The following is a 26732-nucleotide window of genomic DNA, read 5'->3' on the forward strand; positions in this document are numbered from 1 at the left end:
GTCAGGCGGCCTTGGCCTGCCGCTCGGCCTCGGAGATCGCCCATGCCGCGTTGACCAGGCCGATGTGGCTGAAGGCCTGCGGGAAGTTCCCGAGCAGCTCCCCGGTCTCGGGGTCCACCTCCTCGGCGAGGAGGCCGACGTCGTTCACGTACTTGGCGGCGCCCTCGAACACTGCGCGGGCCCGGTCGAGGCGACCGGCCATCGCCAGGGCCTGGGCGAGCCAGAACGTGCAGAGCAGGAAGGTGCCCTCCTCGCCGGCCAGGCCGTCCACCCCCTCCTCGGTGTGGTAGCGGTAGACTAGGCCGCGGTCGTCGGTGAGCCGCTCCTCGATCGCGTCGATGGTGGCGAGCACCCGCGGGTCGGTGGCGGGGAGGAAGCCGACGATCGGCAGCATCAGGTTCGACGCGTCGAGGGCGTCGGTCCCGAAGTGCTGGGTGAACGCACCGGCCGAGTCGCTCCAGCCGTCGCGGATGACTGCCTCGGAGATCTCGTCGCGGGTCCGCTTCCACTCCTCGACCCGCGACCGGTCGCCGATTACGTCGGCGAGCTCGATGGCGCGGTCGAGCGCGACCCAGCACATCACCTTGGAGTAGAGGAAGTGCTGCGGGTCGCCGCGGACCTCCCAGATCCCCTGGTCGGGCTCGCGCCAGCGGACCGCGGCGGCGTCGGCGAGGGCGACGAGGAAGCGGCGCGTGTCCTCGTCGAGGCCCGCCAGCTGGTCGGAGAGCCGGTGTGCCGCACCGAGCAGCTCGCCGTAGACGTCGACCTGCTGCTGGTTCCAGGCGCCGTTGCCCGCGCGGACCGGGCTGCTGCCGCGCCACCCGTCGAGGTGGTCGAGCGTGCGCTCGGTGAGGTCATGCTCGCCGCCGATCCCGAACATGATCTGGAGGGCTTTCTCCGGGCCCACGCCGGTGGCGGCCGCCGTGGCCATGAAGGAGAAGAAGTCCGTCGCCTCGTCCGGGCAGGCCGCCACCCACAGCGCCTCCATGGTCAGGCTCGCGTCGCGGACCCAGGAGTAGCGGTAGTCCCAGTTGCGCTCACCGCCCACGGCCTCGGGGAGCGACGTGGTGGCCGCGGCGACGATGGCGCCGCTCGGTTGGTAGGTCAGGGACTGGAGGACCCGGCCGCTGATGTGCACGAGGTCGCGCCACGGGCCGTCGTAGGTCTGGTGCAGCGATGACCACGACCGCCATGCCTCGAGCGTGCGCTGGGTCATCTCGATGAGCTCGGACTCGGAGTGGACCCGCGCCGGGGTCTCGCTCAGCGTCGACCGGTGGAGGGCGAAGCGCAGCGTCTCGCCCTCGCGGATCCGGACCCGCCCGGTGCCGGTGCCGGTGTCGAGGTGGAGGTCGACGGGGGTGGTCAGCACGAGCCACTCGGCCCCGCCGCGCGCGGTGACGCCGCCGGGAACCTGGGAGAGCAGGGGTACGACGAGCCCGTACTCCGGCCGGGGAGCGTAGGAGACCTCGACCTCCACCTCGCCCGCGGTGCAGCTGAGGCTGCGCAGGAGGATGTGCGGGGCGTTCCGGCCGATGGCGTGCCCCTCGTTGTGAGGTCCCATGGCGAGGGCGTCGGTCAAGACGACCGTGCCGCCGCCGGTGTCGAAGGTCGTCTCGAGCACCAGCGTCTCGTCGACGTACCGGCGCGTGGTGGTGAAGTCGCCGACGGGCCGGATCGACCAGTGGCCTGCGTTCTCCCCGAGCAGCCGCCCCATGATCGACGGGCTGTCGAAACGGGGGAAGGTCAGCCACTCGACGGAGCCCTCCTTGTCCACCAGGGCGCTGGAGTGGCAGTCGGAGAGAAGCGCGTGGTCGGCGATGGCGGTGGTGCTCATGGGTTCCTCACAACAAGATGTCTTGGGCGGTTTCGGGTGGGCAGCCGCCGGCCAGGAGGCCGAGGGCACGGTGCAGGTCGACGTCGCGGCTGGTGGCCAGCGTCATGGCGACGTCCGGCGGGCAGTGAGCGGCGCGGAGCCGCTCGAACCGCCAGAGCTCGACGTGTGGGTCGTCGACGGGTGCCGCGATGGTGGTGGTGTTCATGGTGTCCTCCGCTGTTGGTGGCGAGTCCCTGATGAACAGTCATCGAGAGCGGTCCCGGCGTTACAGCGCTCCGGCGGTTTCGTCGGCCGGTCCGGTCGGGGTCAACGGTGGTCGAGCAGCTCGTAGGCGAGCGACGTGCTGCTTTCGTAGACGAGGTGGTGGAAGAGGTCGATCGCGACCTCTTCCCTTCCCCACTGCGTGGCGGGCGGGGTCACCCCGAGGGCGGGCAGCATGGCCAGGGCGCCGCCCCACATGGCCGTGAGGTGAGCGGCCGAGGCCAGCACCGGAGCCATCCCCACGGCGCCGAACACCGCGCGGGCGACGCCCCAGCCGGTCCCGTAGCCCCAGTGCACGGCGTTGCTGAAGCGCTCCTGGTTGCGCTCGGAGGAGAACTCCTCGATGCCGAGCACCTTCTGGGCTGCGCGTGCCGGTGCCGTGGAGGCCGGACGGCCCCGCAGCTTCGCCTCGATGGTGCTCGAGGCCGTCATGGCCGCCGTACCCACCACCCCCGCGACGACACCGCGCGCGAGGAGGCCGACCGGTCCGCGCCGGCCGTGTCGTGGCCGGCTCATGACTGCGCTCCCGCGGTCTGCCGCGTCGTGGCGCCGAGACGGTCGAGCAGGTGGTCGCCGACCCGCATGGCGTTGGCCATCGCGGTCAGCGCCGGGTTCACCGCACTGCTCGAGGGGAAGAAGCTCGTGTCGACCACGTAGAGGTTGTCGAGGTCGTGCGCCTTGCAGTTCACGTCGAGGGCCGAGCTGGTCGGGTCGTCGCCGAAGCGCACCGTTCCGCACTGGTGAGCTACCCCGGCGATCGGGATCCGCTCGTCGCGCGTCACCGTGCTGGGGAGGGTTCGCTCGCGGCAGCCCAGCATCGGGAGCAGCTGCTCGAGCTTGTGCACCAGGCGGCGGTGCCCCTCGGTGTTGCGGTCGGTGTAGCTGAGCTGGATCCGTCCCGCGCGGTCGACGGTCACCCGGTTGCCCGGGTGCGGGAGGTCCTCGGTGGTGAGCCAGAAGTCGATCGCGTGCTTGGCGACGTAGTCCAGGATCGGCTTCGGCGTCCCCTTGGGCGCTCCGGCCTTCAGCATCTGGCCGTCGGTCTTGCCGAGCATCTGGATGTGGCCGAGGGGGAAGTCGAAGTCGTCCGCGCCCCAGTAGAAGTCGTTGAGGCCGAGCGTCTTCTGGAACCGCGTCGGGTTGGGCTCGCGGGAGAGCGCGATCATGGCCGTGTTGAGGTGGGCCATGTAGTGGCGGCCGACGACGCCGGAGGAGTTGGCCAGGCCCCCGGGGTGCTTGTCGGAGGCCGAGCGCAGCAGCAGTGCGGCGGAGTTCACCGCGCCGCAGGAGACGACGACGATGTCGCCGCTGTAGGTCTCCCGCTCACCGTCACGTTCTACGACGACCTGGCTGACGCTGCGGCCGGTCGGGTCGGTCTCGAGGCGCTCGACCTTGGCCCGGCGCACGAGGGTCACGTTGGGGTGCAGCAGGGCCGGGCGGACCGCGACGACGTGGGCGTCGGCCTTGGCGTCGACGAGGCAGGGGAAGCCGTCGAGCCGGGTGCACCGGACACAGCGGCTGTTCTCCGGGTCGGCCTCGTCGAGCATCACCCCGACCGGCAGCGGGAACGGCCTGTGGCCCGCGCGCTCGAGGTCGTCGGAGAGGCGCTGGATGCGCGGCTCGTGGCTGACCGGCGGGTGCGGGTACGGGTCGTTCGAGGGCGGCTCGGTCGGGTCGGAGCCCCGGTGCCCGTGCACGTGGTAGAGCCGCTCGGCCTCGGTGTAGTAGGGCGCGAAGTCGGTGTAGGACAGGGGCCAGGCCGGCGAGATGCCGCCGTGGTGCCGGACCTCGCCGAAGTCGCGCTCCCGCAGGCGGAAGAGGATCGCGCCGTAGACCTTGGTGTTGCCGCCGACCCAGTAGTGGGCGCCGGGGTGGAAAGGCTTGCCGTGCTTGTCGTACCACTCCTCGGGGGCCTTGTAGCGGCCCTTGATGAAGACCTCGCGGCTGTCCCAGTTCTCGGGCTCGCGAGGCAGGTAGTCGCCGCGCTCCAGCAGCAGGATCTGCTTGCCGGACGCCGCGAGTCGGTGCGCGAGCGTGCCGCCGCCCGCGCCGGTGCCGATGATGACGATGTCGTAGTGGTTGTTCATCTGAGGTCTCCTCAGACCAGGGCGATGGGGGAGGTCCAGGCGCCGGTGGCACCACGGAGCTTCGGGTGGGTCAGGACGAGCGCGAACCTGCGCACGCCTTCGGCTGCGAGAGCGGCCGTGTCGAGGTTCTCGACGACGAACACGCCGTGCCGGACGTTGAGGTGCTGGGGCACCTCGAAGGGGCGGTCGGGGTTCTCGGCGGGCACCGGGCCGTAGCTCCACGTGTCGCACCCGGTGAGCGCGACGCCGCGGTCGGCGAGCCAGTGCGCGACCTCCATGCCCGGCCCCGGCTCGCCGCCGAGGTAGTCCTCGGCGCTCGACCAGTGGCGTCCCCAGCCGGTGTGAAAGAGGACCGCGTCGCCGGGCTCGGGCTCGGCCCCGTCGAGAGCACGCTTGACGTCCTCGAGAGTGACCACGTCGCCGCGGTCGAGGCTCTCGACCCCACGGGCGGCCGGTACGTCGACCAGCCATCCCGTGGTGACGATCTGCGGGGCCGTCTCCGCGCCGAGCCGGCTGGTGCCCCAGGGCTCCGCCAGCTCCGACACGGTCCATCCGTTGTAGCCGCGGTCACCGATCTGGAGGTGGTTGAGCATGTCCAGGTGGGTCCCGAGCTGCGTCGTGGACGAGACGATCTCGATCACCCAGTTGACCTGGTTCTCGCCCAGGCCGCCGCCCTGCCGGGCGTTTGTGTGGTGGGCGGTGCTCAGCAGCGACTGGCGGAAGTAGCGTCCCGGGAAGACCGGAACGGTCTCGTCGAGAACCCGGCCGAGGTCGAACATCCGGCCGCCGCGCACGTGCGCCAGGGCGGCACGCCGCTTCTCGTCGGTGATGTGGTTCAGCATCCCGTGCTGGTCGTCGGGGCCGAACGGCGATGGCCACCAGGCCTGGTCGGTGCCGCTCATTCGGACGACCACGGCTCGCGGAAGTCGGCGTAGAGCGTCAGCCCGCCGTCGACGTACAGCGTCTGGCCGGTGATGTACGCCGCGTCGTCGCTGGCCAGGAAGCACGCCACCCCTGCCATCTCGTCGGCCGTTCCGGGCCGGGGCATCGGGATGTGCGAGGTGACCTGCTGGGCCTTCTGCGGGTCGTCGACCCAGGCGCGGTTAATCGGTGTCACCGTGGCGCCGGGGCCGATGCCGTTGACGCGGACGTCGCGGCCGGCGTACTCCAGGGCGAGGGTCGTGGTGAGGTTGGCCATGCCGCCCTTGCTCACCGAGTAGCCGAGGTAGCCGGGCTTCGGGATGCGCTGGTGGACGCTTGAGACGTTGATGACCACGCCCTGCGTGCCCTGCTCGATGAACTGCTTGATGGCCTCGCGGGCGCACAGGAACGAACCGCGCAGGTTGACCGCCAGGACCCTGTCGAAGTCGGCCGCTGACAGCTCCTCGGACGGCCTCGAGATCTGGATGCCGGCGTTGTTGACCAGGATGTCGATGCCGCCGAGCTGGCGCACCGTGTCCTCGACCATCGCGACCACGTCCGCCTCGTTCGAGACGTCGCCGCGCACCAGCACGTCGCGCACGCCCTCCTCCTTGACCCTGCGGACGCAGGCGTGCACCTGCTCCTCGGTCTCGGCGGCCTCCTCGAGCTGCTTCAGGTAGTTGATGGCCACGTTCGCGCCATACTCGGCGAAACGCACCGCCATGGCCTGGCCGATGCCGGAGGTGCCGCCGGTGACCAGGACGTTCTTGCCGTTGAGTCCTCGCATGTCTGTCTCCCTGTGGGGTGGTGTCTCGGGCGCGGGTGCGACAGCGTCGAGGTAGCAGTCCTGCGGAGGCCTGCCTGCGTTACACGGGCAGGCCGGTCTTGTGGGCAGCGGTCCAGGCCGCGCGGGCCTGCTCGGTGGTGGGGTCGAAGTCGGACTTGATCCGCCGGTGGAGGTCGCGCAGGTCGGCCCACAGGTCCTCCGGCGAGGGCCTGCCCCAGAACCAGTAGCCGACGTAGACCTTGTCGATGACCAGGCCGGGGGCGAGCACGATCGTGTGCGGCACGGTCGCCGCGTGGTGGCTGTCGGTGTACTCGTTGATCTCCAGGCGCCGCTGGACCTCCAGGTCCGCGTCGGCCAGGAACGGCCAGTAGGCGCCGGTCGCGATGCGCATCTTGCTCACGTCGTGCAGGGTGTTGGGCAGCACGGTCACCAGCTGCGTGTACGCCACCGCGCACCAGCCGTGGAAACGGACCATCTCGTGCTGGTGCTGGCGTTCGCGGGGACAGTGCTCGCCGCGTCCGAGCAGCAGCACCATCGCGTTGTCGCCCTGGAGGTCGGACAGGCGGTGCTTGGTGCCGCTGTCGTCGGGCAGCTCGAAGTCGGGCAGGGTCGCGCCCGGGGTGAGATCCTTGCTCATGGTGGCTCTCCTGTGGGGGTCGGTGGGGTGGGTCGGGGGCAGTCGGTCAGGGGCGGATGCCGGGGACGCCTGTGCGGATGCGGTAGACGCTGGTCATCGCCGTGACGTAGAGGTCGCGCGCGTCCTCACCGCCCCAGGCGAGGTTGTGCGGCGCCTCGGGGAGGTGGAGCGAGCCGAGGTGCTCGCCGCCGGGGGAGAGGACCCAGATGCCGCCGGGTCCGCAGACGTAGAGGTTCCCGGCCTCGTCGACCTTGAGCCCGTCGATCGCGTCCTCGCCGGGGGCGTCGGTCAGGTCGACCAGGACGTCGGCGGCGATCACCGAGAGGGAGTCGTCGAGCTCGTAGCGCATGACGACCTTGTGGTCGGGGTCCCAGTCGCCGACGTAGAGGAACCGCTCGTCCGGCGAGAGCGCGATCCCGTTCGGCCCCGCAAGCGTGTCCGTGACCAGGCTGACCGACCCGTCGCGGACCCGGAAGACCCCGCTGAAGTCGAGCTCCCGCTTCGGGTCGTCGGGGCCGTCGGGGAGGCCGAAGGGTGGGTCGGTGAAGAACAGGGTCCCGTCCGCGGCGTACACGAGGTCGTTGGGGCTGTTCAGCCGGCGACCGTGGAACCGGTCGGCGAGGACGGTGGTGTTGCCGCGACGCTCCACGCGGATGACCTGCCGGTTCCCGTGCTGGCACAAGGTCAGCCGTCCTTGCGGGTCGAAGGTCAGGCCGTTCGACCCGGGCTGGTGGTAGTGGCCGATGTCGGTGCCGGAGTAGCCGCTCTTGGCGCGGAAGACGGTGACCGCGCCGGGCTCGTGCCACCGGTAGACCGTGTTGGCGTTCGGGTCGCTGAACAGCAGCGCCCCCTCGGCGCTCCACACCGGCCCCTCGGTGAACGAGAACCCGGTCGCCACCTGCTCCAGCGGCGTGCCGGGGGCGATGAGCTCGTCGAGCCGCGGGTCGACCCGCTCGACGTCGTACTCCACCGGCGCGCCGCTCGCGGCGTGGTCCGGCCGGTAGAAGTCGAGCGTGGCCGTGCGGAACCAGATGTAGTTGGCGGGTGCGAGGGAGATCGGCCCGTTGATGCCGAACACCGCGACCTGGAACTGCTGACCGGGGCGCGCGTCGCGGGTGAGGACCACCCGGTTCGGTGCGTTGAAGCCGGCCACGACCGGTCCGCCGCTCGCGCCCAGGGCGATCGGCAGCTTCCCGTCGACCCAGACCTCGGCGTAGTCGTCGACGACGACCTCGAAGACCACCGTGGCCCCGGTCGGGTCGAGGTCGCCGACCCGTTCGGGGACGGTGACCGTGGTCCGGTACCAGCCGAAGCAGACCTTGCCGGTGGACAGGCGCCGCCGGGTGTCCGCCGGTGCCAGCGCCTGCCAGCCGGAGTCGTCGACGTCGACCCCCTCGGCGTGCGGAGTCACGTCATAGGTGCGGTTGGGTGCCCCGCTCGGCCCGAGGTCGTCGCCGACGCCGACGAAGTCGACCTCGCGGACCTCGGCATCGTGGTAGCGCCACTGCGCTCCGACCAGGGCAACGCCCTCGTCGGTCTGCAGATCGACCACCGCGTCGGGACGGCCGGGCAGGATCTGAGGCGGCCCGGGCAGGAGCTCGGCTGTCGCGGTCATCTCAGGCCTCCACCTTCGCCACGAGGTAGAGGAACGGGTCGGAGACGTCGACGAACTGGTGGGGTACGCCGGAGGGCACGACGAGCACGTCGCCCGGCGAGATCTCGTGGGCCGTCCCGCCATCGGTCGATGCCGCCCGCAGCTCGCCGGGGGCGACCTCGCGGACGTCGTGCATCTCGCCGCCGGTGACGACGGTGGCCCTGCCCTCCACGACGTGCACGACGTCGGTGACGCCCTCGTGGAACTCCACCTCGCCGGGGCCGCTGCGGCGACCGGCGTCGACCTTGTAGGCCGGGTTGTCGAGCAGGAGGCCGCCGGTCGCGAACTGCCGGTGCACCTCGTCGCTGGGGAAGTGCCGCGCGTCGGCCGCTGCCGCGGCGGCGGTGGCGATCTCGGCGAGCTCCTGGTCCTCGTCGGCCGAGGAGGCGCCACTGACGCCGACCGCCCCGATCACGTGGCCGTCCTGGCTGATCGGCATGCCGCCCTGCAGCGGCACGGCGCCGGCGAGGTGGAGCGCGGAGGGACGGCCACCGGCAGCCTGTTGCTCGAAGTCGCGGCTGGGCCGGCGGAACATCGCCGCCGTGCGGGCCTTGTCCATGGACACCCCGACGCTGGCCACCTGGGCGTCGACAGGGCGCCACAGGAACACCGGCTCGCCGCCGGCGTCGACGATCGCGACCACGGGGGCGACGCCCCGGGCGGTGGCGACGGCGCCGGCGGCGGCCGCGGCCTTGCGGGCGACGGCGTAGGAGAGCGCGGGGACCTCGACGGTGCTGAACGCGGTCTCGGTCCCGGCGATCGAGCAGGCCTCGTCCTCGTCGGGGGTCTCCCCGCTCGTGCCGATCGCGCCGACGACCTCGCCGTCGACCCGGATCGGGATGCCACCGGTCAGGGCGGCGGCGCCGTGCAGCGCGAGCGCACCGAGCCGGCCGCCGGTGACCTGGTCCTCGATCTCCCGGCTGGGCCGCACGAAGATCGCGGCGGTGCGGGCCTTGTCGAGGGCGACCTGGTCGCTGGCGATCTGGGCGCCTTCGGTGCGGCGCAGGTGGAGCAGGTGACCCCACGGGTCGACCACGGCGATGGCGACCCGGTGCCCGTGGCCCCGGGCGTACTGCTCGGCGGCCTCGGCCACGGCGGTTGCGCCTGCGGCGTCGAGGATCCGGCGGTTGTGTGTTGCGCTCATGACGGTTCTCCTCACGTTCCTCGGGTCGCGAGCACCGCGGCCCAGATGTCGGTGTCGGTGGTGATGAACAGGACGTTGTGTCCGGGTCCCCCGAAGCAGAAGTTCACGGAGCCCGGGACGCCGATCTCGCCGATCAGGTCACCCGAGGGGTCGAAGACCTGGACGCCGCTGAAGGACGAGGCGTAGACCCGGCCCCGGACGTCGACCTTGATGCCGTCGGGGAAGCCGGGGGTGGTCACCGCGAAGAGTCGCGGTGCCGAGAGGTGCCGTCCGTCGAGTACGTCGAAGGCGACGATGTGGTGGGGGAGCCCCACGTGGTAGCTGCCGGGCTCCTGGTTCGCGCCGCTGTCGGTGACGTACAGGACGCTCTCGTCGGGGGAGAACGCCAGGCCGTTGGGCTTCACGAACGAGTCGGCGACGACCGAGGTCGAGCGCGTCGCCGGGTCGTGGCGGTAGACGAGGTCGCCGACGAGCGGCTCGGGACGGAACCCCTGGAGGTGGCCGTACGACGGGTCCGTGAACCAGACCGCACCGTCGCGGGCGACGACCACGTCGTTGGGGGAGTTCAGGCGGAGCCCGCGCCAGTCGTCGACGACGGTCGCGGTCTCGCCGGAGATCCGGTCGACCCGGCTGATGCGGGCGTGCTCGACGCGCGAGCCCTGCTCGCACACCACGAGCCTTCCGTCCCGGTCGAGCGTCATGCCGTTCGCAGCGTTGGCCTCGGCCAGCAGCGTCGAGATCGCGTCGGTCCCCACCGGGAACGAGCCGCCGTCGAGCGCCAGGCGCTTGATCGCGACCTGCGGCGAGAGTGCCGGCGCCAGCCCGGGACGGGGCAGCGTCGTGAAGTACAACGCGTCCTCGTCCGGGACGTAGACCGGCCCCTCGTGCGCGTCGACCGCGACGACGTGCACCAGCCGGGGGCTCTCGCCGAGCACGTCCAGGAAGGCGGGGTCGTGGACGGTGAACGGCGAGGCGTCGGTGCGGGAGAGGCTGGTGCCGGTCATTGCGCGGCCTCCTTCGACGTGTCGGCGCTCTTCGCGGCCCCCGATGCGGTCTCGTCGGTCGTCCCGCCCCCGGCGTCGGGCCCGCCCGTCGTGTCCGGCGGCCCCTTCCCGCCGCGCAGGAGCACCAGCGCCGCGGGCGGGAAGACCAGCACCGACAGCAGACCGGCGCAGACCAGGGCAGCGGCGTTCACCGCGCTGAGCTCGCCGAGCTCCACCCCGATCTGGGTCGCCGCGACGATGAACGGCAGGGAGGTGGCCTGCAGGAGCGCAGCCGCGACCGAGGCGCGCCGCCCGAGCATGGGCACGTACAGGGCGGCCGGGACCCCGCGGACGAGGAGGAGCGCCAGGAGGAACAGCGGCACCCGGGCCAGGGCCGAGGGGTCTTCGAGCAGGCCGGACAGGTCCAGGCGCAGCCCGCTGGTCACGAAGAAGACGGGGACGAGGAAGCCGTAGCCGATCGCCTCCAGCTTCGTGCGCAGGTGCGGGTGGCCGCTCGAGTCCTTGTCGATGGCCCCGATCACTGCCCCGGCGACGAAGGCGCCCAGGATGCTCTCCAGCCCGAACACCTCGGCGAGGACGACAAACGCGACCAGCAGGAGCACGGCAAGGCGCACCCGGATCTCCGCGGTCGTGTCCTGCAGACGGAAGATCACGTCGCCGAGCCGCATCGACATCCCGGCCCGCATGGCGAGCACCACGGTCAGCACGACCAGGACGGCGAACGCGAGGGCGAGGACCACGCGCGAGCCGGTGCCCCCGGCGGACATCGAGAAGAGGAACGACAGCAGCAGCACGGCGCCGAAGTCGGCGACCGAGGAACCGGCGATCGTGGTCTGCCCGACCTCGGTGTCGACCTGGCCGGCGTCCTTGAGGACCGGGACGACGAGGCCGAGCCCCGTCGCGCAGAGGGCGGTGGCGACGATGAGCGGGCTGGTCACCCAGCCGCCCGCGGCGAACCCGGCCGCCGCTCCGAGTGCGAGGACGACGGTCACCGCGAAGCCGAGCAGCGCCGCGGTCAGCAGCCCACCCCGCAACCGGTGTACGTCGATCTCGAGCCCGGCCAGGAACAGCACGAACGCGAGGCCGAGGATCGCCAGGATCGACACGGGCAGGTCGACCTCGACCCACCCGAGCACGGAGGGGCCGACGATCACGCCGGCGACGATCTCGAGCACGATCGCCGGGACCCGCAGCCGTGGGGCGAAGCCCAGCAGCAGTGGCGCGAGCACGGCGATCGCCGCGACCGCGAGCAGGTTGTTGAACGACACATCGGGCATGGCTGCACTCCTCAGATTCCGTAGGCCTCGAGCAGCCGCAGCCAGACCTCGCTCACCGTGGGGAACGAGGGCACCGCGTGCCAGAGGGTGGTGAGGGGGACCTGCCCGACGACCGCGACCGTCGCGGAGTGGAGCAGCTCCTGCACGTCGGGGCCGGTGAATGTGGCGCCGACGATGACGCCGCGGGGCTCGTCGACGACGATCTTGGCGGTGCCGTGGATGTCGTGCCCCTGGACGTAGGAGCCCGCGACCGCCCCCAGGTCGTAGGTCGCGGTCCGCACGGCGATGCCGCGGTCGCGGGCCTCGGCCTCGGTGAGCCCCACCGCGGAGACCTGCGGGTCGGTGAAGGTGACGCGCGGGACCGCGTTCGTGCTGGCTTGCTCGGAGATCTCCTTGCCGAGGATGACGTCGGCGGCGATGCGGGCCTGGTACTTGCCCATGTGGGTGAGGAGGGCCCGGCCGTTGCAGTCGCCGACGGCGTAGAGCCAGTCCCCGGAAACGGCGGTCGAGCGCAGGCTGTCGTCGACGTCGACGTACCGGCCGGGCGTGAGGCCGACCGCGTCGAGCCCGAGGTCGTCGGTGGCGGGACGCCGTCCGACGGCCGCCAGGAGCTCGTCGCCCTCCAGCGTGCGGCCGTCCTCGAGAGTGGCGACGACCGGGCCGTCGACACCGCGCCGAACCACCTTGGTCATCCGTGCGCCCGTCACGACGGTGATCCCGTCGGCCTCGAGGCCGGTGCGCACCTCGTCGCCGACGAAGGGCTCCTCGCGGGCCAGGAGACGGTCCTGCCCCTCGAGGATGGTCACCTCGTCGCTGCCGAGCCGCCTGAACGCCTGTGCCATCTCCACGCCCACGGCGCCGCCGCCGAGGACGAGCAGGCGGCGGGGGATCTCCTTCGCCGAGGTTGCGGACCGGTTGTCCCAGGGCGGGAGGTCCCTCAGACCTTCGATGGGCGGCAGGAACGGTCGGGTGCCCACGGCCAGGACGACCGCGCGGGATGCGCGCAGGCGTCGGTCGCCGTCGGCGGTCTCGACCTCCACCTCCCGCTCGGAAGCGAGCCGCCCGCGTCCGCGGACCAGGGTGATGCCCTTCTCGTCGAGCCAGGGGAGGGCTCCGCTGTCGTCCCAGCCACTGGTCATCTCGTCGCGCCAGGCCAGCGCCGCCGAGGCGTCGAGCCGGCCGGTCACGGCAGCAGAGGCGCCCGGGACGCGGCGCGCGGCCGCGATCGCGTCGCCCGGCCTGATGAGGGTCTTGCTGGGGACGCACCCCCAGAACGAGCACTCGCCGCCCACGAGCTCGTGCTCGACGAGCGCGACCCGGAGGCCGCCGTCGGCGCACCTGCCGGCGACGTTCTCCCCGGCGGGGCCACCGCCCACGACGATGACGTCGAATTGGTCCATCTCTGCCTCCCTGGCAGCTGTGTGAGGTGAAGGGGCGGGCCTCAACGGCCCGGTTCGAGCTCTGCGGCGCCGAAGGAGACGCTGAACCGCTCGCACCAGATCGACACGCTGGTGAGCTCGTCGAGGTCCACGTCGGCGGGCAGGGGGTAGTTCTGGTCGCCGACGTTGCCGCGCAGCGCGCCGAGATCGACGTACCTGCCGTCGTCGAAGACGAACCAGCCCGAGGAGCCGGTCTCGACCTCGGCGTCGGTGATCCAGACCCGCAGCGCGGGACCGTTCGAGGTCTCGAGGTCGTCGATGCGCAGGATCCGCTCGCCGCCGGGGAACCGCAGGACGCGGACCCTCCCCGTCGTGTCGTGCTCGTGGCTGACGAAGCGGCCCGACGCGACCACGGCGGGCGCGGTGCCGCCGGCGGCGGACGCACCCGGGAACGGATCGTCGACCACGTCGTCGACGAACAGCTTCCACGGCTGGAGCAGGTAGGCCCCGATCCCGGCCAGCACGAGGCCGACCACGACGGCGGGTACCACCAGCACCGGACGGAGCAGGCGACGCCGGGGGACCGGGACGCCGGCTCTGCCGGTGCTCCCGACCCTGTTCTGGGTGTCGGTCATGGGGGTGCTGTCCTGTCGGGGACGTCAGGCGTTACAGCGGTTGGACCACCGGTCCGCCCCCGAAGCCGGTCGCCCGGACCTCAGTGGGCGACGAGCAGGTGGGAGGCGAGCCACTCACCCTGACGTCGGCGTTCTGCCGCGGTGGCGTCGTGGCCGGCGGACCCGTCAGCGGCGACGGCGGCCGCCTTGGCGGTCACGAAGGCGGTCGTCGCGGTGCCCGCCGCCCAGCGCTCGGAGGAGCGCGCGGAGTCGGTGAACTTCGCCGCGTCGAGCGCGTAGCCCATGAGGGGGCTCACCACCTCGTCGGTGTCCTCCGCGATCCGTTCGGCGACGGCCTGGATCTCCTCGGTCGTGCCGCAGGCGGCCAGCCGCCCGGCGTCGGCGAGGCGATCTTCGGCCCGGAGCGCCTCGACGGCGAGATCGCGGACGCGCACGGTGCAGTCCTCGCAGAAGGCGACCGCCGCGTCCTGACGCCAGGCCCCCACCCGGTCGACCAGCCGGGCCCGACGGGCCAGGACGAAGCTCCCGTGTGGGACCACCTCGCCCTCCACCTCGACGGTGTAGAGCTCCTCGCACAACCAGTACGGCAGGTCCTCGGGCCGGAGCAGGTGCAAGCCACTGCGACAGGGCTCGAGCCGCGTAGCGGCCAGCCATTCCCCGGGGTGCCCGAGGCCGTCGGGCGCGGGCCACGTGTAGCCGCTGAAGGGGCCGAGCGCCCCGCGGGCGAGGAACTTGTACCAGGTCATGAGGGCAACCTGTCCTGGAACATCTGGAGGACCTTGTCCATGACCGCCTGGGGTACGTCCTCCTCCTGCAGCCGGCCGGTGAGCCCGATCGACGTACGCATCTGGTCGACGTAGTTCGTGCAGCCCTCACAGGTCAGCAGGTGCTGCTCCAGGGCTGCCCGCTGCTCGGCCGGGAGCGCCCCATCGAGGTAGTCGGTCAGCACGTTCACTACCTCACGGCACTGCACCTCGTCGGGGATCACACCTTCGCCCCCAGCCGTTCGACGTACTCGGAGACCGCGGCGCGCACCTTCGCGCGCCCCCGGTGGAGCAGGACCCGCTGGTTGGCCTCGCTCAGCTCGAGCATGGCACAAACCTCGCCGGCCGACAGGTCCTGACCGTCCCGGAGTGCGACGACGAGCCGCTGCGCCGGAGGCAGGGTGTCGACCGCGCGCTGGATGACGTGACCGAGCTCGTCGGAGAGGAGATGGTCCTCGGGCAGCTCCCAGGCCGGCACCGGCTGGGCCCAGTGGCCCGACCATCGGTGGCTCTCGTCGAAGAACGTGTCGGGCGGGAACGCCGGCTCCGCCTCCCGGTCGGTCACCAGGGACGAGAACGGAGTCGTACGCCGTTCGCGCACACCGCGCGTCTTGGCCTGGTTCGTCAGGATCCGGAAGATCCACGTCTTGAGCGAGGAGCGGCCCTCGAACCGGTCGAGCTGCTCGATGACAGCGACCCAGGTGTCCTGTGCGACCTCCTCGGCGACCGCGCGCGACGACACGTAGCCGCCCGCCACCCGCACCATCGTCGGGTGGAGCCGACGGACCAGCTCCGCGAAGGCGGCCTGGTCCCCACGTCGCAGCCGGGCCAGCCCGTCGTCCGCCGGCGCCTCGTCCCCGGGGGTACGAGGAACGGGAATCCACCCGGGCACCCGCGACCCGCTGCCGTCCTCCGTCCCGCTCACCCGACCACCGAACGCTCCGCCGGAAGCGACTGTCAAGGCACTAGCCCTCAACCTGGGTAGGACGGGTCAGACCAGCTGTCCCCATCCGGTCCGATCGGTCCAGACGGCCGGTCTCCCGGGGCTGGCCCGGTGCCCGACGGGTGCCGAGGGCCTCGGCCCTGCTGGGTAGGGTCGGTGGCATGACCCGAGCAGACGGACGCGAGAACGACGAACTTCGACCCATCAAGATCACCCGCAACTGGCTCGACCACGCCGCGGGGTCGGTGCTGGTGGAGTTCGGCAAGACCCGGGTGCTGTGCGCGGCGTCCGCCTCCACCGGCGTTCCCCGCTGGCGCAAGGACTCCGGCCTCGGCTGGGTCACCGCGGAGTACGCGATGCTACCCTCGTCCACGCACACCCGGTCGGACCGGGAGTCGGTGAAGGGCCGGATCGGCGGCCGTACCCACGAGATCTCCCGGCTGGTCGGCCGGTCGCTGCGCGCAATCATCGACTACAAGGCGCTGGGCGAGAACACGATCGTGCTCGACTGCGACGTGCTCCAGGCCGACGGCGGCACCCGCACCGCGGCGATCACCGGGGCGTACGTCGCCCTCGCCGACGCGTGCGCGTCGCTGGGGGAGCGCGGCGCGCTCAAGGGGGACCCGCTGACCGGGTCCGTGGCGGCGGTTTCCGTCGGCGTGATCGACGGCGAACCGCGGCTCGACCTGCCCTACGAGGAGGACGTCCGCGCGCAGACCGACATGAACGTGGTGATGACCGGCGACGGGAACTTCGTCGAGGTGCAGGGCACCGCGGAGGGCGAGCCGTTCGACCGCAAGCTCCTCGACGCGCTGCTGTCGCTCGCGGAGAAGGGCTGCGCGGACCTCACCCGGATCCAGCAGGAGGCGCTGCGGGGATGACCCAGGTCTTCCTCGCCTCGCGCAACGCCAAGAAGCTCGCGGAGATGCAGCGCATCCTCGCGGTCTACGTGCCGGACATCGAGGTGCTCGGCCTCGACGACGTCGCGCACTACGACGAGCCCGCGGAGACCGAGCCGACCTTCGAGGGCAACGCGCTGATCAAGGCCCGCGTGGCGGTGGAGGCCACCGGGCTCCCGTCGCTCGCCGACGACAGCGGCCTGTGCGTCGACGCGCTCAACGGCATGCCGGGCGTGCTCTCAGCGCGCTGGTCGGGGACCGCGAAGGACGACCGGGCGAACAACGAGCTGCTGCTCGCCCAGCTCGAGGACGTGCCGGACGAGCGCCGTACGGCGCGGTTCCGCTGCGCGGTGGCGTTCGCCTACCCGGTGGGCGCCGGCGGGGTCACCGAGCACGTGGTGCACGGGGAGATGCCCGGCCACGTGATCCGGGAGATGCGGGGCGACGGGGGCTTCGGCTACGACGTGCTCTTCGTTGCCGACGGACATGACAAGACGTCGGCGGAGCTGCCTCCGGACGAGAAGGACGCGATCTCGCACCGCGGCAAGGCGCTGCGCGAGATCGCGCCCGTCGTGGCCGACGTGCTCGTCGGCCTGTGAGCTGAGACCGGGCGTCCGGACCCGGCGTCCGGACCGGGGCGCTCGCCGGTCCGGGACGACATGGGTCGTCGGTGCCTCAGATGGTGACGACGATCTTGCCGCGCGTGTGGCCGCTCTCGTTGGCCTGGTGCGCGTCGGCGATCTTCTCCAGCGGGTAGGTGTCGGCGACGTCGACGCGGAGCTTCCCGGCGTCCACGAGCTCGGCCAGCGCGTCGAGGTGCTCGCGCTCGGGACGGACGAACACGTAGGTCCCGCCGAGCTCGATCACCGTGTCGGCCTCGATCACCGAGGCGATCCGCCGCACGTCCTTGACCTGCTCGGGTGCGTCGGCGAGGGCGTCGCCGCCGATCAGGTCGAGCACGGCGTCCACCGGGGCGTCGAGCTGCTCGCTGACCGGTCCCGCCTTGTAGTCGAGGACCGTGGTGGCCCCGAGGCTGCGCAGGTGGTCGTGGTTCTTGGGGCTAGCGGTGCCGATCACCTCGGCGCCGAGGGCGGCCGCGATCTGCACCGCGAAGTGGCCCACCCCGCCGGCGGCGGCGTGCACGAGGACCCGCTCACCGGCCTTGACCTGAAGTGCCTCCACGAGCGCCTGGTAGGCGGTCATCCCGGCCAGCGGGATCGCGGCGGCCTCGTCGAAGGACAGGCTCTTCGGCTTGCGCGTGACGGTGCGCTGCGGCGCGGGCACGAGCTCGGCCGCCGTACCGAACTTCACGTCGTCGCGACGGACGTAGCCGTACACCTCGTCGCCGACCTCGAGGCCGGTGACGACGGCCGGGCCGACCGCTTCCACGACACCCGCGACGTCCCAGCCCGGGATGATCGGCAGGTGGTGCGGGAACGCGCCCTGGAGGTAGCCCTCGCGAATCTTCCAGTCCACCGGGTTCACGCTGGTCGCCTTCACCCGCACCAGGACGGTGTCCGGGCCCACGGGCGGGTTGTCGACCTCGCGGACCTCGAGGACGTCGGCGTTCCCGAACTGGTCGTACACGGCTGCACGCATGCAGAGTTCCTTCCTCACGCGGATGTCTGTCTCCTGGGTACAAGGCGTGAGGCGCGGACGGTGTTCCTGGACCGGGACGCGTCGAAGGTCACGTTTGCCGGTCAGGCCCCGGGATAGATCCGGAAGCCCGACATCTTCTTGTGCGGGAACGAGGTGTAGAACCCGTCCGCGGAGTCCGTGATCAGGTCCATCCGCAGCGTGTGCGTGGACTGGAACGTGGCCGTGGTGAGCAGCCGGGCGATGCCGCGGCGCCGGTGGTCGGGATGCACGGCGAGGAAAGACAGGTGGGACTGGAGCACGCCGTCGCCGAGGGCCTGGGCCCAGCCCACGACCTGGCCGTCGGTGATCGCGACGTACGCCGTCGAGCCGGGCGCCGTGCACACACGCTCGACCGTGCACGGGTCGCTGAGCGAGGGCCACTGGACCGTCGTGCACAGCCGGGCGACGCCGGCCGCGTGCTCCGCCTCGAAGGGCACGATCTCCACAGAGCTCATGCCGCCGACCCTAGACGCGGTCGTCCACAGATGTGGCCGGAGCGCCTGAAGAGGCGTCGCGTCGTCGGTGCCTCTCCCTAGCGTCCTGGCATGGGGTGGAAGTACACGCGGGAGATCCTGCAGGAGGCGGTCGACAGCTCGCTGTCGGTGGCGGGGGTGCTCCGGCATCTCGGGGTGGCGCAGACCGGCGGTGCACACGCGCACATCAGCCGCAGCATCAAGCGCATGGGCATCGACACCAGCCACTTCACCGGTCAGGCGTGGTCGCGCGGGCGGACCTTCCCGCCGCGCCGGGCTCCCGGGGAGTGGCTGAGGCAGCTGCCGCCGGGCTCCCCGCGGCTCAGTGGGAAGCGGCTGAGAGTGGCGCTGCTGCGCACAGGTCGCCCCTACGTCTGCGTCGAGTGCGACAACCGCGGCGAGTGGCAGGGCAGGCCGTTGACCCTGCACGTGGACCACGTCGACGGCGACTACCTCGACTGCCGGCCGGACAACCTCCGCTTCCTCTGCCCGAACTGTCACGCGCAGACGCCGACGTACGCGGGCCGGAACCTGCGCCGGGACCCTTCGTCGGCCGCCACCGACGGCGCCGCTACCGAGGGGGTGGGAGCGGCCGGCCCCAGACCTGGGGGCCACGCCTCGAGAGCCCCGAACCGTGACCAGGAACGTGGTGCGCCCGGCGAGATTCGAACTCGCACTGGATCGGACCTAAACCGATTGCCTCCTGCCGTTGGGCTACGGGCGCGCGAGCCACAGTCTAGGCGGCACGCCTGCCGACAGCCCCGTCAGACCGCGAGCCCGAGGTCGCGCCGCAGCTTGGCGACGTGGCCGGTGGCCTTGACGTTGTACTGCGCCACCTCGACCTTGCCGGCCTCGTCGACGACGACCGTGGAGCGGATCACGCCCTCGACGACCTTCCCGTAGAGCTTCTTCTCGCCGAACGCGCCGTACGACGTCATCACCGAGCGGTCCGGGTCGGAGAGGAGGGTGATCGTGAGCGCGTCGCGCTCGCGGAACTTCGCGAGCTTCTCGGGCTTGTCGGGCGAGATGCCGAGCACCTCGTAGCCGGCGGCGCGCAGCGAGTCGAGCGAATCGGTGAAGTCGCAGGCCTGCTTGGTGCAGCCGGGGGTCATCGCGGCCGGGTAGAAGTAGACGATCACCTTGCGGCCGCGAAGCTCCGACAGGGTCACGGTGGAGCCGTCATCGGCGGTCAGGGTGAAGTCCGGGGCGTCGTCACCGGGTGAGAGGCGCTTCTCGCTCATGGGTGCTCCTCGGTCGGGAATAGCGGCTTATTGCGAACGGTTCGCAATAACGTACAGTCGTCTGGAGCGGCCATCACGGTGCCCCGTGCCGGCCGCCGCCGTGGCACCAACCTAGTGACCGAGCCCCAGCGCTCACGGAGGACCCGAGCATGCACGTTCCCGACGGATTCCTGGACGCGCCGACGTCGGTCGCGACCGGGGTCGTCGCCGCCGCCGGGGTGGGCCTCGCGCTGCGCAAGGCGCGCGCCGAGCTCGACGACCGCACCGCGCCGATGGCCGGGCTCGTGGCCACCTTCGTGTTCGCCACCCAGATGCTCAACTTCCCGGTCGGCCTCGGGACCAGCGGACACCTGCTCGGTGGGGCGCTCGCCGCCGTGCTGGTCGGGCCGTGGACGGGGATCCTCAGCGTCAGCGTCGTGCTGCTGGTCCAGGCACTCCTGCTCGCCGACGGCGGGATCACCGCGCTCGGCACGAACATCACGCTGATGAGCCTGGTCGGCCTCGTCGTCGGCTGGCTGGTGTTCCGCGGGCTCCAGCGCGTCCTGCCCAAGCGGGTCGGCCTCGTGCCGGTGCTCGCCGCGGCGGGTGCGTTCGTCTCGGTGCCGGCTGCCGCGCTCGCGTTCACCGGTCTGTACGCCGTCGGCGGCACCGCCCCGATCCCGCTCGACACGCTCGCCGCCGCGATGCTCGGCTGGCACACGCTGATCGGCGTCGGCGAGGCGGTCATCACCGGCCTCGTGGTCGGCAGCGTGGTCGCCGTACGCCCCGACCTCGTGTACGGCGCCCGCCCGGCGCTCGCGGTGCGCACCCTGGAGATCCGGAGCGACGCGGGGGCCTCCGCATGAGCCGAACGGTGCGCACCCGGACGTTCCTCGTGGTCGGGCTCGCGGTCGCGATGCTCCTGGCCGGCGTGGTCAGCTACTACGCCTCGAGCCATCCCGACGGCCTGGAGCACGTCGCGGAGCAGGCCGGCTTCGCGGACACCGCCGAAGAGTCCGCCACCGCCGACGGGCCGCTCGCGGACTACCGCGTCAAGGGTGTCGAGGACGACCGCGCCGCCGGAGGCCTCGCCGGGGTCGTCGGAGCCGCCGCGGTCCTCGCGCTGTCGCTGGGCCTGGTCCACCTCGTACGGCGCCGGGGCAGCCGCACCGGCGAGCCGTCGGCCGGCCCGTCGCCGGACCCGGCCACCGTCCCGGACAACGGCCGCGCCACCGATCCCGAAGGGTCCCGCCACGCCGACGCCGAGCGTGGCCCGCTCGACGGGCGGCGCTGACATGGGCGCGGGACACGGCCACAAGCTCCACTACCACGGCCACTCCGTGGTGCACCGGGCGCCGGCGCACCTCAAGGTGGCCTCGCTGCTCGTCTTCATGCTGGTCGTGGTGGCGACCTCGCGCACCTGGTTCCCGGTCTTCGGGGTCTACCTCGCGCTGCTGGTCGCGGTGATCGCGGCCTCGAAGGTGCCGCCGCTCTACATCGTGAAGCGGATGGTGGTCGAGGTCCCGTTCGTGGTCTTCGCGCTGCTGATGCCGTTCGTGGCCACGGGCCCCCGCGTCGACGTACTCGGGCTGTCCCTGGCCGAGGACGGCCTGCTCGCCGCGTGGGGGCTGCTGGCGAAGGGCACGCTCGGCGTGGTCGCCAGCCTCACCCTGGCCGCGACCACCGAGCCCCGGGACCTGCTCGCCGGGCTCGAGCGGCTCCGCGTGCCGCACCAGCTCGTGCAGATCCTGGGCTTCATGATCCGCTACCTCGACGTGGTCACCGAGGAGATGCGCCGGATGCGCGTGGCCCGCGAGTCCCGCGGGTTCAGCGCGCGGTCGGTCCGTCACTGGCCGGTGGTCGCGCGCTCGGCCGGTGCGCTGTTCATCCGCTCCTACGAGCGGGGCGAGCGGGTGCACCTCGCGATGCTGTCCCGCGGCTACACCGGCAGCCTCACCCCCGGCGCGACGACCCCCGGCGCGACGAACGCCACCCCGACGACCGCGGCCCCGTCCAGCACGACCCCCGGGAACCACGCATGAGCACCCCCGTCCTCGACGTACGCGGCCTCGCCTACGCCTACCCCGACGGCCACCAGGCGCTGTTCGGGGTGGACCTGCACGTCCACCGCGGCGAGCGGGTCGCCCTGCTCGGCCCCAACGGCGCCGGCAAGACCACGCTCGTGCTGCACCTCAACGGCATCCTCGCCGCGGGCGCCGGCTCGGTGTCGGTCTCCGGGCTGCCGGTGACCAAGCCGAACGTGCAGGAGGTACGGCGCCGGGTCGGGATCGTCTTCCAGGACCCCGACGACCAGCTGTTCATGCCGAGCGTGCGCGACGACGTCGCCTTCGGCCCCGCCAACCTCGGTCTCCGCGGGGAGGCGCTCGAGCGCCGCGTGCGCGAGGCCCTCGACAAGGTCGGCATGGTCGACTTCGCCGACCGCCCGCCGCACCACCTCTCCTTCGGGCAGCGCCGCCGGGTCGCGGTGGCCACCGTGCTCGCGATGGAGCCGGAGATCCTGGTCCTCGACGAGCCGTCCTCGAACCTGGACCCCGCCTCCCGCCGCGAGCTCGCCGAGATCCTGCGCGGCCTCGACGTGACGGTGCTGATGGTCACCCACGACCTGCCCTACGCGTTCGAGCTGTGCCCGCGGTCGGTGGTGCTCTCCGACGGCGTGGTGGTCGCGGACGGGGCGACGTACGACGTGCTCACCGACGACGCGCTGATGTCCGCGCACCGCCTCGAGCTGCCGTTCGGCTTCGATCCCCGCACGATTGGTTCCCCCTCCGCCGGGTAACCTTCGACTGGTGTGACCGGGCCCGTCCGGACGCATGATCGAGCACCCCAGAACGAGGAGACAACGTGAGCCACGCCGAGAAGCCGGTCGACACTCGTGCACCCGACACGATCGAGGACGAGATCGAGGCCACGCGGGCGCGGCTCGCCGGGACGATCGACCAGCTGCTCCACCGGTCCAGCCCCAAGACCATCGCCAAGCGTGAGATGGCCAGCTTCAAGGGCTTCTTCGTCGACCCGGTGACGGGTCCGCGGAAGGACAACATCCTCAAGGTCGTCGCCGGCGTCGGCGGCGTCGTGGTGCTCGCCGTCGTTGCCAGGAAGGTCTCGAACTAGCCCGTGACGCAGGAGAAGACCCCGATCCGGATGCTGCACGACCGCGTCCTGGTCGCGCTCGACAAGGAGGCCGGGGAGCGGCGCTCCAGCGGCGGCATCGTCATCCCCGCCACCGCGGCGATGAGTGGGCGCCGGCTGGCCTGGTGCAAGGTGGTGGCTGTCGGGCCGCACGTGCGCGCTGTGGAGGTCGGCGACCGGGTGCTCTTCGACCCGGAGGAGAAGGCCGAGGTCGAGGTGCAGGGCGAGGAGTACGTCGTCATGCGCGAGCGCGACATCCACGCCGTGGCCGCGGACCGGGTCGGCGACAGCCAGACCGGCCTCTACCTCTGACGGAGGACCCCTCCAGCACGTCCGCCGGCGCGGCCGGCCCACAGCACAGCAGGACTCTTCAGGACACGACGAAGGCCCCGACCGGGATGGTCGGGGCCTTCGTCGTCGGGTGGCCGGTGTGCCGGCCGGACCGCAGGTCAGGCGCGGTGCGTGCCGGTGGTGTGCGCCGTGTCGTCGGACGTCGGCTCGGCCGGGTGGGTGGTCTCGGCGACCCCGTCCGGGCGGGGCGTGTCCTCGGTGAGGTGGTCGCCGCGGGGCGTCCCGACGGTGTCGTCCGTCGGGTGCGTGCCGGTCGGGGTGGTGTGCGTGTCCGCCGCCGTCGTGGGCGCGCCGGTGGTGGACGCCGTCGTGTGCGCGCCGGCGGTGGACGTCGTGGTGTGCGCGCCGTCCGTGGTGGTCGACGGTGCGGGGTGACGCACGTCCGGGTCGAGCTCGTCGGCGCGGCGCAGCTGCTCCTGGTGCTCGTCACGGTGCGCGGCGGCGACGTGCTGGCGCTCGGCTGCCTCGGCCTCGAGGCGCTGCGCCTCGGCGGCCTTGCGCTCGGCCTCGGCGCGCGACGCCGCAGCGGCGGCCTCCGTCTCACGTGCGCGGGCCTCGTGCTTCTCGAGCTTGGTGGCCTGGGTCGTCGCGTGCTCCCGGATCTCGGCGGCGCGCTCACGGTTGTGTGCCTTCTTGCGCTTGTTCGCCGCGGCCGCGACGGCGGCGATGATCGCGATGACGACGAGCGCCACCACGACGAGCCAGATGATGCTCTCGGTGCTCATGGGTCCCTCCTCAGTTCGGTGGAGTGGACGTACCCGGGCCCCCGGGCGGCAAACATCCGCGTGGCACGGGCGGGAGCGCCCGGCCGGCGTCGGCGAAACCATAACTTGTTCCACCCTGCCGCGTTGAGGGTTCACCACCCCCCCGAGGACCGGAGAGCCCATGAGCTTCTCGCGCCGTGCCACCGCCGTACTCGCTGCGCTCGCCCTGCTTCCCGCGCTGGTCGCCGTACAGGCGGCCACCACCACCGTGGAGGCGACCGCCGCGACGTCGCTGCTGCGCCCCGCGGACGGGGTGTACCGGGCGACGATCCGGCGCACCGAGCACGGGATCCCGCACATCACCGCGCGCGACTACGGCTCGCTCGGGTTCGGGCACGGCTTCGCGACCGCGGAGACCTCGATCTGCTCGCTCGCGGACACGCTGCTCACCGCCCGCGGCGAGCGGTCCCGCTACCTCGGCGCGAACCGTCGTTACCGCGACCACGTGACGCTCGACGCCACGAACCGGCAGACCGACACGTTGTTCACCGACATCCGCAACCGGCGGGTGGTCGAGCGGCTGCTCGCGGACCCGCGCCGCGGGCCCAGCCAGGAGACCAAGGCGATCGTCCGCGGCTACACGGCCGGCATCAACCGGTACCTGCGCTCAGTCGGCGGCTCGCCCGGGATCGAGGACCCGGCCTGCCGGGGTGCCGCGTGGATCAGGCCGACCGCCACTCCGCTCGACCTCTGGTACGGCGTCTACGCCGCGAACCTGCTCGCCTCGACCGGGGTGTTCGTGCCGCAGATCGCCGACGCCGCGCCGCCCACCGCCGACGACCCGGGCCTGCCGGCCACCGGCACCGCGTCGTTCGCCGAGGTGCCGCGCTCCCTGCCCTCGAGGGACGACCTGTTCGCCGGCCTCGGCAAGGACCCGCGGGCGCCGTTCGGCTCCAACGCCACAGCCGTGGGGGCCGACTCGACCGCCACCGGTCACGGCATGCTGCTGGGCAACCCGCACTTCCCGTGGCGCGGCCGCTACCGGTTCACCCAGTCCCACCTGACGATCCCCGGCGAGTACGACGTGGCGGGCGCGAGCCTGATCGGGTCGCCGGTGGTGAACATCGGCTTCAACGACGACGTCGCGTGGAGCCACACCGTCTCCACCGCCTACCGGTTCACGCCCTACGAGTACCGCACCGTCCCCGGCGCGCCCACCACCTACCTCACCGAGGAGGGGCCGCGCGAGCTGCGGCGTCGCGAGGTGTCGTTCCTGGCCAAGGGGCGGGACGGCCGGCTGCGCACGGTCACCGAGGACGTCTACCGCACCGCCCAGGGTTACGTGCTTCACGCCCCGGACGTGCTGATGCCGTGGTCACCGGCGAGCTTCTTCGCGATCCGCGACGCCAACGCCGAGCACCTGCGCACGATCGACACGTTCCACGGGATGGCGAAGGCGCACAACGTCCGGCAGCTGCTCGCAGCCGAGGACCGCGGGGCCGGCATGCCCTGGGTGAACACGATCGCCGCGGACCGGGCGGGCAACGTGCTCTACGCCGACCACTCCGTCGTACCCAACGTCCCCGACGAGGTCGTCGCGCGCTGCCTCACCCCGGTCGGCGCGGCGCTGTTCGAGCTGGCCGGGCTGCCCGGTCTCGACGGCACCCGCGCCTCCGGCGACTGCGCCTGGCGCACCGACGCCGACGCGAGCCGTCCCGGCGTGTTCGGTCCGGGCAACCTGCCCGAGACGTTTCGCCGGGACTGGGTGGTCAACGCCAACGACAGCTACTGGCTGCCGAACCCCGAGCAGCGGCTCGAGGGCTACGACCGGATCATCGGCTGCGAGCGCTGTGAGCGGAGCCTGCGGACCCGGATGGTCTACCGCTACGTGATGGACCGGCTCGCCGGGCGCGACGGACTGGCCGCGGACCGCCGGGTCTCCCACCGCACGCTGCGGCTCTTCGAGCACGAGAACCGGGTCTTCGGCGCCGAGCTGGCCCGTCGCGACGGCGACCTGCACGAGGTCTGCCTCGCGGCCGACGGCGGCCGGGCGTGCGACGTGCTGACCACCTGGGACGGTCGCTCCGACACCCGCAGCGTCGGCACGCACGTCTTCCAGGAGTTCTGGAAGCGCGTCCCCGCCGAGCTGCTGTGGGAGGTTCCGTTCGACCCCGCCGACCCGGTCGGCACCCCGCGTGACCTGAACGAGAAGAACCCGCAGGTGGTGGCCGCGATGCGCGACGCGCTGGCGTACCTGCGGGAGAGGCAGGTGCCGTTCGGCGCCCGCTGGGGCTCCCTCCAGGTGGCCGGCGACGACGGCGCCCCCGCGATCCCGGTCGGCGGCGGAGAGGGCTTCGCCGGCAACGCCAACGCCGTGTCGAGCCGCTTCCCGGCCACCAACCGGGACCGGCTCTACCCGGTCAGCTACGGCTCCTCCCACATCCAGGCGGTCGCGTTCACCGACCACGGCGTGGACGCGGACACGATCCTCACCTACGGGCAGTCGCTGGACCCGACGTCGCGGTACTCCTCGGACCAGACCCGGCTGTTCGGCCGCGAGCAGTGGGTGGACTTCCCGTGGACGGACCGGCAGATCCGCGGCGACCTGGTGCGCAGCTACCGGGTCAGCGGCCGGGGCTGAGCCGGGCGGCGTCCTGCTGCTGGAGGCGTCGCACGCGGTTCAGCTCCTCCCGGAGGTCCGGGTCGGCCATCACGAGATAGACCAGGCCGCAGTCCTGCGGACCGGTCGCGCCGGACTGGCACAGCGAGCACGCGTCGCCGGGCCGGATCGGGCACCTGGCCTCCGGCAGGGTCCGGGGCATCGTGGCCTCCTGGGGGTTGCGCCTGATGGCGTGAGGTCTCACCCAGTACAACCTGCGAGTCGCCTCGCGGCGTCCCGCCGAACAGCCCGACCCGGCGGGCCGTTGGTCCTGTCGTCCCGTGCGCGGGCCGGGGTTGCGGGCCGGTTCC

Annotated in this window: 30 protein-coding genes and 1 tRNA gene; 9 read left to right on the top strand and 22 right to left on the bottom strand. The window is 72.2% G+C overall.

The genetic code is table 11. The features are described from left to right. Window position 1: 1 nt before the first annotated feature. From K1X13_RS17150 to K1X13_RS17225, 16 genes are all read right to left on the bottom strand, one after another. Complete coding sequence (locus K1X13_RS17150) at window positions 2–1834, bottom strand: glycoside hydrolase family 15 protein (protein ID WP_221026362.1); 1833 nt, start codon at window positions 1832–1834, stop codon at window positions 2–4. Window positions 1835–1841: 7 nt separating this feature from the next. After that, on the bottom strand, window positions 1842–2039 hold the full coding sequence (locus K1X13_RS17155; RefSeq protein ID WP_221026363.1) for a hypothetical protein: 198 nt from the start codon (window positions 2037–2039) through the stop codon (window positions 1842–1844). Between the two features lie 101 nt (window positions 2040–2140). Beyond that, the gene (locus K1X13_RS17160) at window positions 2141–2611 is read right to left on the bottom strand and encodes a DUF1440 domain-containing protein (RefSeq protein ID WP_221026364.1); all 471 of its coding nucleotides are present in this window, start codon (window positions 2609–2611) and stop codon (window positions 2141–2143) included. Beyond that, window positions 2608–4182 (bottom strand): GMC oxidoreductase, encoded by a 1575-nt coding sequence (locus tag K1X13_RS17165; protein ID WP_221026365.1) that lies wholly within the window; start codon window positions 4180–4182, stop codon window positions 2608–2610. Before K1X13_RS17165 ends, K1X13_RS17160 begins: the two co-directional genes overlap by 4 nt. An 11-nt stretch (window positions 4183–4193) precedes the next feature. After that, window positions 4194–5084: a cyclase family protein gene (locus K1X13_RS17170; protein ID WP_221026366.1), complete on the bottom strand. Its 891-nt coding sequence runs from the start codon at window positions 5082–5084 to the stop codon at window positions 4194–4196. Beyond that, window positions 5081–5890: a glucose 1-dehydrogenase gene (locus tag K1X13_RS17175; RefSeq protein WP_221026367.1), complete on the bottom strand. Its 810-nt coding sequence runs from the start codon at window positions 5888–5890 to the stop codon at window positions 5081–5083. The genes K1X13_RS17170 and K1X13_RS17175 overlap by 4 nt, the downstream gene beginning before the upstream one ends. A gap of 79 nt (window positions 5891–5969) precedes the next feature. Then, complete coding sequence (locus K1X13_RS17180; protein ID WP_221026368.1) at window positions 5970–6527, bottom strand: peroxiredoxin family protein; 558 nt, start codon at window positions 6525–6527, stop codon at window positions 5970–5972. A gap of 46 nt (window positions 6528–6573) precedes the next feature. Beyond that, window positions 6574–8142, bottom strand: a complete 1569-nt coding sequence (locus K1X13_RS17185) for an SMP-30/gluconolactonase/LRE family protein (protein ID WP_221026369.1) — start codon at window positions 8140–8142, stop codon at window positions 6574–6576. A gap of 1 nt (window position 8143) precedes the next feature. Beyond that, complete coding sequence (locus K1X13_RS17190) at window positions 8144–9325, bottom strand: heme-binding protein (protein ID WP_221026370.1); 1182 nt, start codon at window positions 9323–9325, stop codon at window positions 8144–8146. Between the two features lie 11 nt (window positions 9326–9336). Continuing rightward, a complete protein-coding gene (locus K1X13_RS17195; RefSeq protein WP_221026371.1) occupies window positions 9337–10329 on the bottom strand; it encodes an SMP-30/gluconolactonase/LRE family protein in 993 nt (330 codons plus the stop codon). Beyond that, a complete protein-coding gene (locus K1X13_RS17200; RefSeq protein WP_221026372.1) occupies window positions 10326–11606 on the bottom strand; it encodes a cation:proton antiporter in 1281 nt (426 codons plus the stop codon). The genes K1X13_RS17195 and K1X13_RS17200 overlap by 4 nt, the downstream gene beginning before the upstream one ends. Before the next feature lie 11 nt (window positions 11607–11617). Next, window positions 11618–13006 (bottom strand): dihydrolipoyl dehydrogenase family protein, encoded by a 1389-nt coding sequence (locus K1X13_RS17205; protein ID WP_221026373.1) that lies wholly within the window; start codon window positions 13004–13006, stop codon window positions 11618–11620. 41 nt (window positions 13007–13047) lie between these two features. After that, the gene (locus tag K1X13_RS17210; protein WP_221026374.1) at window positions 13048–13620 is read right to left on the bottom strand and encodes a DM13 domain-containing protein; all 573 of its coding nucleotides are present in this window, start codon (window positions 13618–13620) and stop codon (window positions 13048–13050) included. A gap of 80 nt (window positions 13621–13700) precedes the next feature. Beyond that, entirely contained in the window at window positions 13701–14366 is a 666-nt protein-coding gene (locus K1X13_RS17215; protein WP_221026375.1) for a hypothetical protein, read from the bottom strand. Beyond that, the gene (locus K1X13_RS17220) at window positions 14363–14608 is read right to left on the bottom strand and encodes an anti-sigma factor family protein (protein ID WP_221026376.1); all 246 of its coding nucleotides are present in this window, start codon (window positions 14606–14608) and stop codon (window positions 14363–14365) included. Before K1X13_RS17220 ends, K1X13_RS17215 begins: the two co-directional genes overlap by 4 nt. Further along, complete coding sequence (locus K1X13_RS17225; RefSeq protein ID WP_308249614.1) at window positions 14605–15309, bottom strand: RNA polymerase sigma factor; 705 nt, start codon at window positions 15307–15309, stop codon at window positions 14605–14607. The genes K1X13_RS17220 and K1X13_RS17225 overlap by 4 nt, the downstream gene beginning before the upstream one ends. Window positions 15310–15488: 179 nt before the next feature. On the opposite strand from K1X13_RS17225, the gene rph reads away from it, so the two are divergent. Beyond that, window positions 15489–16208, top strand: a complete 720-nt coding sequence (rph, locus tag K1X13_RS17230; protein WP_221026377.1) for a ribonuclease PH — start codon at window positions 15489–15491, stop codon at window positions 16206–16208. Further along, window positions 16205–16825, top strand: coding sequence for an RdgB/HAM1 family non-canonical purine NTP pyrophosphatase (gene rdgB / locus K1X13_RS17235; RefSeq protein WP_221026378.1), 621 nt, complete (start codon window positions 16205–16207; stop codon window positions 16823–16825). Before rph ends, rdgB begins: the two co-directional genes overlap by 4 nt. Window positions 16826–16901: 76 nt before the next feature. Here the strand turns inward: rdgB and K1X13_RS17240 are convergent, their stop codons facing one another. From K1X13_RS17240 to bcp, 4 genes are all read right to left on the bottom strand, one after another. Beyond that, window positions 16902–17825, bottom strand: coding sequence for an NADP-dependent oxidoreductase (locus K1X13_RS17240; protein WP_221026379.1), 924 nt, complete (start codon window positions 17823–17825; stop codon window positions 16902–16904). A 101-nt stretch (window positions 17826–17926) separates the two neighbouring features. After that, a complete protein-coding gene (locus tag K1X13_RS17245) occupies window positions 17927–18319 on the bottom strand; it encodes a GNAT family N-acetyltransferase (RefSeq protein WP_221026380.1) in 393 nt (130 codons plus the stop codon). A gap of 665 nt (window positions 18320–18984) precedes the next feature. Then, window positions 18985–19061 (bottom strand) — tRNA-Leu (locus K1X13_RS17255). Between the two features lie 40 nt (window positions 19062–19101). Further along, the gene (bcp, locus tag K1X13_RS17260) at window positions 19102–19578 is read right to left on the bottom strand and encodes a thioredoxin-dependent thiol peroxidase (protein WP_221026381.1); all 477 of its coding nucleotides are present in this window, start codon (window positions 19576–19578) and stop codon (window positions 19102–19104) included. 149 nt (window positions 19579–19727) lie between these two features. Here bcp and K1X13_RS17265 point away from each other — a divergent pair, with 149 nt between their 5' ends. The 6 genes from K1X13_RS17265 (at window position 19728) to K1X13_RS17290 (ending at window position 23019) form a co-directional block, all read left to right on the top strand. Then, the gene (locus tag K1X13_RS17265) at window positions 19728–20423 is read left to right on the top strand and encodes an energy-coupling factor ABC transporter permease (protein ID WP_221026382.1); all 696 of its coding nucleotides are present in this window, start codon (window positions 19728–19730) and stop codon (window positions 20421–20423) included. Next, window positions 20420–20851, top strand: coding sequence for a PDGLE domain-containing protein (locus K1X13_RS17270; RefSeq protein ID WP_221026383.1), 432 nt, complete (start codon window positions 20420–20422; stop codon window positions 20849–20851). Before K1X13_RS17265 ends, K1X13_RS17270 begins: the two co-directional genes overlap by 4 nt. Before the next feature lies 1 nt (window position 20852). Further along, entirely contained in the window at window positions 20853–21599 is a 747-nt protein-coding gene (cbiQ, locus tag K1X13_RS17275) for a cobalt ECF transporter T component CbiQ (RefSeq protein WP_221026384.1), read from the top strand. Then, window positions 21596–22354, top strand: a complete 759-nt coding sequence (locus K1X13_RS17280) for an energy-coupling factor ABC transporter ATP-binding protein (RefSeq protein WP_221026385.1) — start codon at window positions 21596–21598, stop codon at window positions 22352–22354. The genes cbiQ and K1X13_RS17280 overlap by 4 nt, the downstream gene beginning before the upstream one ends. 65 nt (window positions 22355–22419) lie before the next feature. Beyond that, on the top strand, window positions 22420–22689 hold the full coding sequence (locus K1X13_RS17285; protein WP_221026386.1) for a DUF3618 domain-containing protein: 270 nt from the start codon (window positions 22420–22422) through the stop codon (window positions 22687–22689). 30 nt (window positions 22690–22719) lie between these two features. Continuing rightward, window positions 22720–23019: a GroES family chaperonin gene (locus K1X13_RS17290; RefSeq protein ID WP_221026701.1), complete on the top strand. Its 300-nt coding sequence runs from the start codon at window positions 22720–22722 to the stop codon at window positions 23017–23019. Window positions 23020–23156: 137 nt separating this feature from the next. Here K1X13_RS17290 and K1X13_RS17295 read toward each other — a convergent pair whose 3' ends face one another. Further along, complete coding sequence (locus tag K1X13_RS17295; protein ID WP_221026387.1) at window positions 23157–23783, bottom strand: hypothetical protein; 627 nt, start codon at window positions 23781–23783, stop codon at window positions 23157–23159. Between the two features lie 160 nt (window positions 23784–23943). Here K1X13_RS17295 and K1X13_RS17300 point away from each other — a divergent pair, with 160 nt between their 5' ends. Then, window positions 23944–26403, top strand: coding sequence for a penicillin acylase family protein (locus tag K1X13_RS17300; RefSeq protein ID WP_221026388.1), 2460 nt, complete (start codon window positions 23944–23946; stop codon window positions 26401–26403). On the opposite strand, the gene K1X13_RS17305 is transcribed toward K1X13_RS17300, so the two are convergent. Further along, window positions 26387–26584 carry a DUF6767 domain-containing protein gene (locus K1X13_RS17305; RefSeq protein WP_221026389.1) on the bottom strand — a complete coding sequence of 66 codons (198 nt, stop codon included), beginning with the start codon at window positions 26582–26584 and terminating at the stop codon, window positions 26387–26389. The genes K1X13_RS17300 and K1X13_RS17305 overlap by 17 nt on opposite strands. Window positions 26585–26732: the final 148 nt, after the last annotated feature.

The sequence above is a fragment of the Nocardioides jiangsuensis genome, assembly GCF_019679455.1.
GTDB lineage: Bacteria > Actinomycetota > Actinomycetes > Propionibacteriales > Nocardioidaceae > Nocardioides_C > Nocardioides_C jiangsuensis.

Excerpts from the sequence above, each read along its gene's own strand:
- rdgB (WP_221026378.1), top strand. The coding sequence starts at position 16,205 with ATGACCCAGGTCTTCCTCGCCTCGCGCAACGCCAAGAAGCTCGCGGAG.
- K1X13_RS17280 (WP_221026385.1), top strand. The coding sequence starts at position 21,596 with ATGAGCACCCCCGTCCTCGACGTACGCGGCCTCGCCTACGCCTACCCC.
- K1X13_RS17170 (WP_221026366.1), bottom strand. The coding sequence starts at position 5,084 with ATGAGCGGCACCGACCAGGCCTGGTGGCCATCGCCGTTCGGCCCCGAC.
- K1X13_RS17165 (WP_221026365.1), bottom strand. The coding sequence starts at position 4,182 with ATGAACAACCACTACGACATCGTCATCATCGGCACCGGCGCGGGCGGC.
- K1X13_RS17245 (WP_221026380.1), bottom strand. The coding sequence starts at position 18,319 with ATGAGCTCTGTGGAGATCGTGCCCTTCGAGGCGGAGCACGCGGCCGGC.
- K1X13_RS17190 (WP_221026370.1), bottom strand. The coding sequence starts at position 9,325 with ATGAGCGCAACACACAACCGCCGGATCCTCGACGCCGCAGGCGCAACC.
- K1X13_RS17210 (WP_221026374.1), bottom strand. The coding sequence starts at position 13,620 with ATGACCGACACCCAGAACAGGGTCGGGAGCACCGGCAGAGCCGGCGTC.
- K1X13_RS17205 (WP_221026373.1), bottom strand. The coding sequence starts at position 13,006 with ATGGACCAATTCGACGTCATCGTCGTGGGCGGTGGCCCCGCCGGGGAG.
- bcp (WP_221026381.1), bottom strand. The coding sequence starts at position 19,578 with ATGAGCGAGAAGCGCCTCTCACCCGGTGACGACGCCCCGGACTTCACC.
- K1X13_RS17290 (WP_221026701.1), top strand. The coding sequence starts at position 22,720 with ATGCTGCACGACCGCGTCCTGGTCGCGCTCGACAAGGAGGCCGGGGAG.
- K1X13_RS17300 (WP_221026388.1), top strand. The coding sequence starts at position 23,944 with ATGAGCTTCTCGCGCCGTGCCACCGCCGTACTCGCTGCGCTCGCCCTG.
- K1X13_RS17150 (WP_221026362.1), bottom strand. The coding sequence starts at position 1,834 with ATGAGCACCACCGCCATCGCCGACCACGCGCTTCTCTCCGACTGCCAC.
- K1X13_RS17305 (WP_221026389.1), bottom strand. The coding sequence starts at position 26,584 with ATGCCCCGGACCCTGCCGGAGGCCAGGTGCCCGATCCGGCCCGGCGAC.
- cbiQ (WP_221026384.1), top strand. The coding sequence starts at position 20,853 with ATGGGCGCGGGACACGGCCACAAGCTCCACTACCACGGCCACTCCGTG.
- K1X13_RS17215 (WP_221026375.1), bottom strand. The coding sequence starts at position 14,366 with ATGACCTGGTACAAGTTCCTCGCCCGCGGGGCGCTCGGCCCCTTCAGC.
- K1X13_RS17155 (WP_221026363.1), bottom strand. The coding sequence starts at position 2,039 with ATGAACACCACCACCATCGCGGCACCCGTCGACGACCCACACGTCGAG.
- K1X13_RS17185 (WP_221026369.1), bottom strand. The coding sequence starts at position 8,142 with ATGACCGCGACAGCCGAGCTCCTGCCCGGGCCGCCTCAGATCCTGCCC.
- K1X13_RS17295 (WP_221026387.1), bottom strand. The coding sequence starts at position 23,783 with ATGAGCACCGAGAGCATCATCTGGCTCGTCGTGGTGGCGCTCGTCGTC.
- K1X13_RS17180 (WP_221026368.1), bottom strand. The coding sequence starts at position 6,527 with ATGAGCAAGGATCTCACCCCGGGCGCGACCCTGCCCGACTTCGAGCTG.
- K1X13_RS17175 (WP_221026367.1), bottom strand. The coding sequence starts at position 5,890 with ATGCGAGGACTCAACGGCAAGAACGTCCTGGTCACCGGCGGCACCTCC.
- K1X13_RS17240 (WP_221026379.1), bottom strand. The coding sequence starts at position 17,825 with ATGCGTGCAGCCGTGTACGACCAGTTCGGGAACGCCGACGTCCTCGAG.
- K1X13_RS17265 (WP_221026382.1), top strand. The coding sequence starts at position 19,728 with ATGCACGTTCCCGACGGATTCCTGGACGCGCCGACGTCGGTCGCGACC.
- K1X13_RS17200 (WP_221026372.1), bottom strand. The coding sequence starts at position 11,606 with ATGCCCGATGTGTCGTTCAACAACCTGCTCGCGGTCGCGGCGATCGCC.
- K1X13_RS17270 (WP_221026383.1), top strand. The coding sequence starts at position 20,420 with ATGAGCCGAACGGTGCGCACCCGGACGTTCCTCGTGGTCGGGCTCGCG.
- K1X13_RS17195 (WP_221026371.1), bottom strand. The coding sequence starts at position 10,329 with ATGACCGGCACCAGCCTCTCCCGCACCGACGCCTCGCCGTTCACCGTC.
- rph (WP_221026377.1), top strand. The coding sequence starts at position 15,489 with ATGACCCGAGCAGACGGACGCGAGAACGACGAACTTCGACCCATCAAG.
- K1X13_RS17160 (WP_221026364.1), bottom strand. The coding sequence starts at position 2,611 with ATGAGCCGGCCACGACACGGCCGGCGCGGACCGGTCGGCCTCCTCGCG.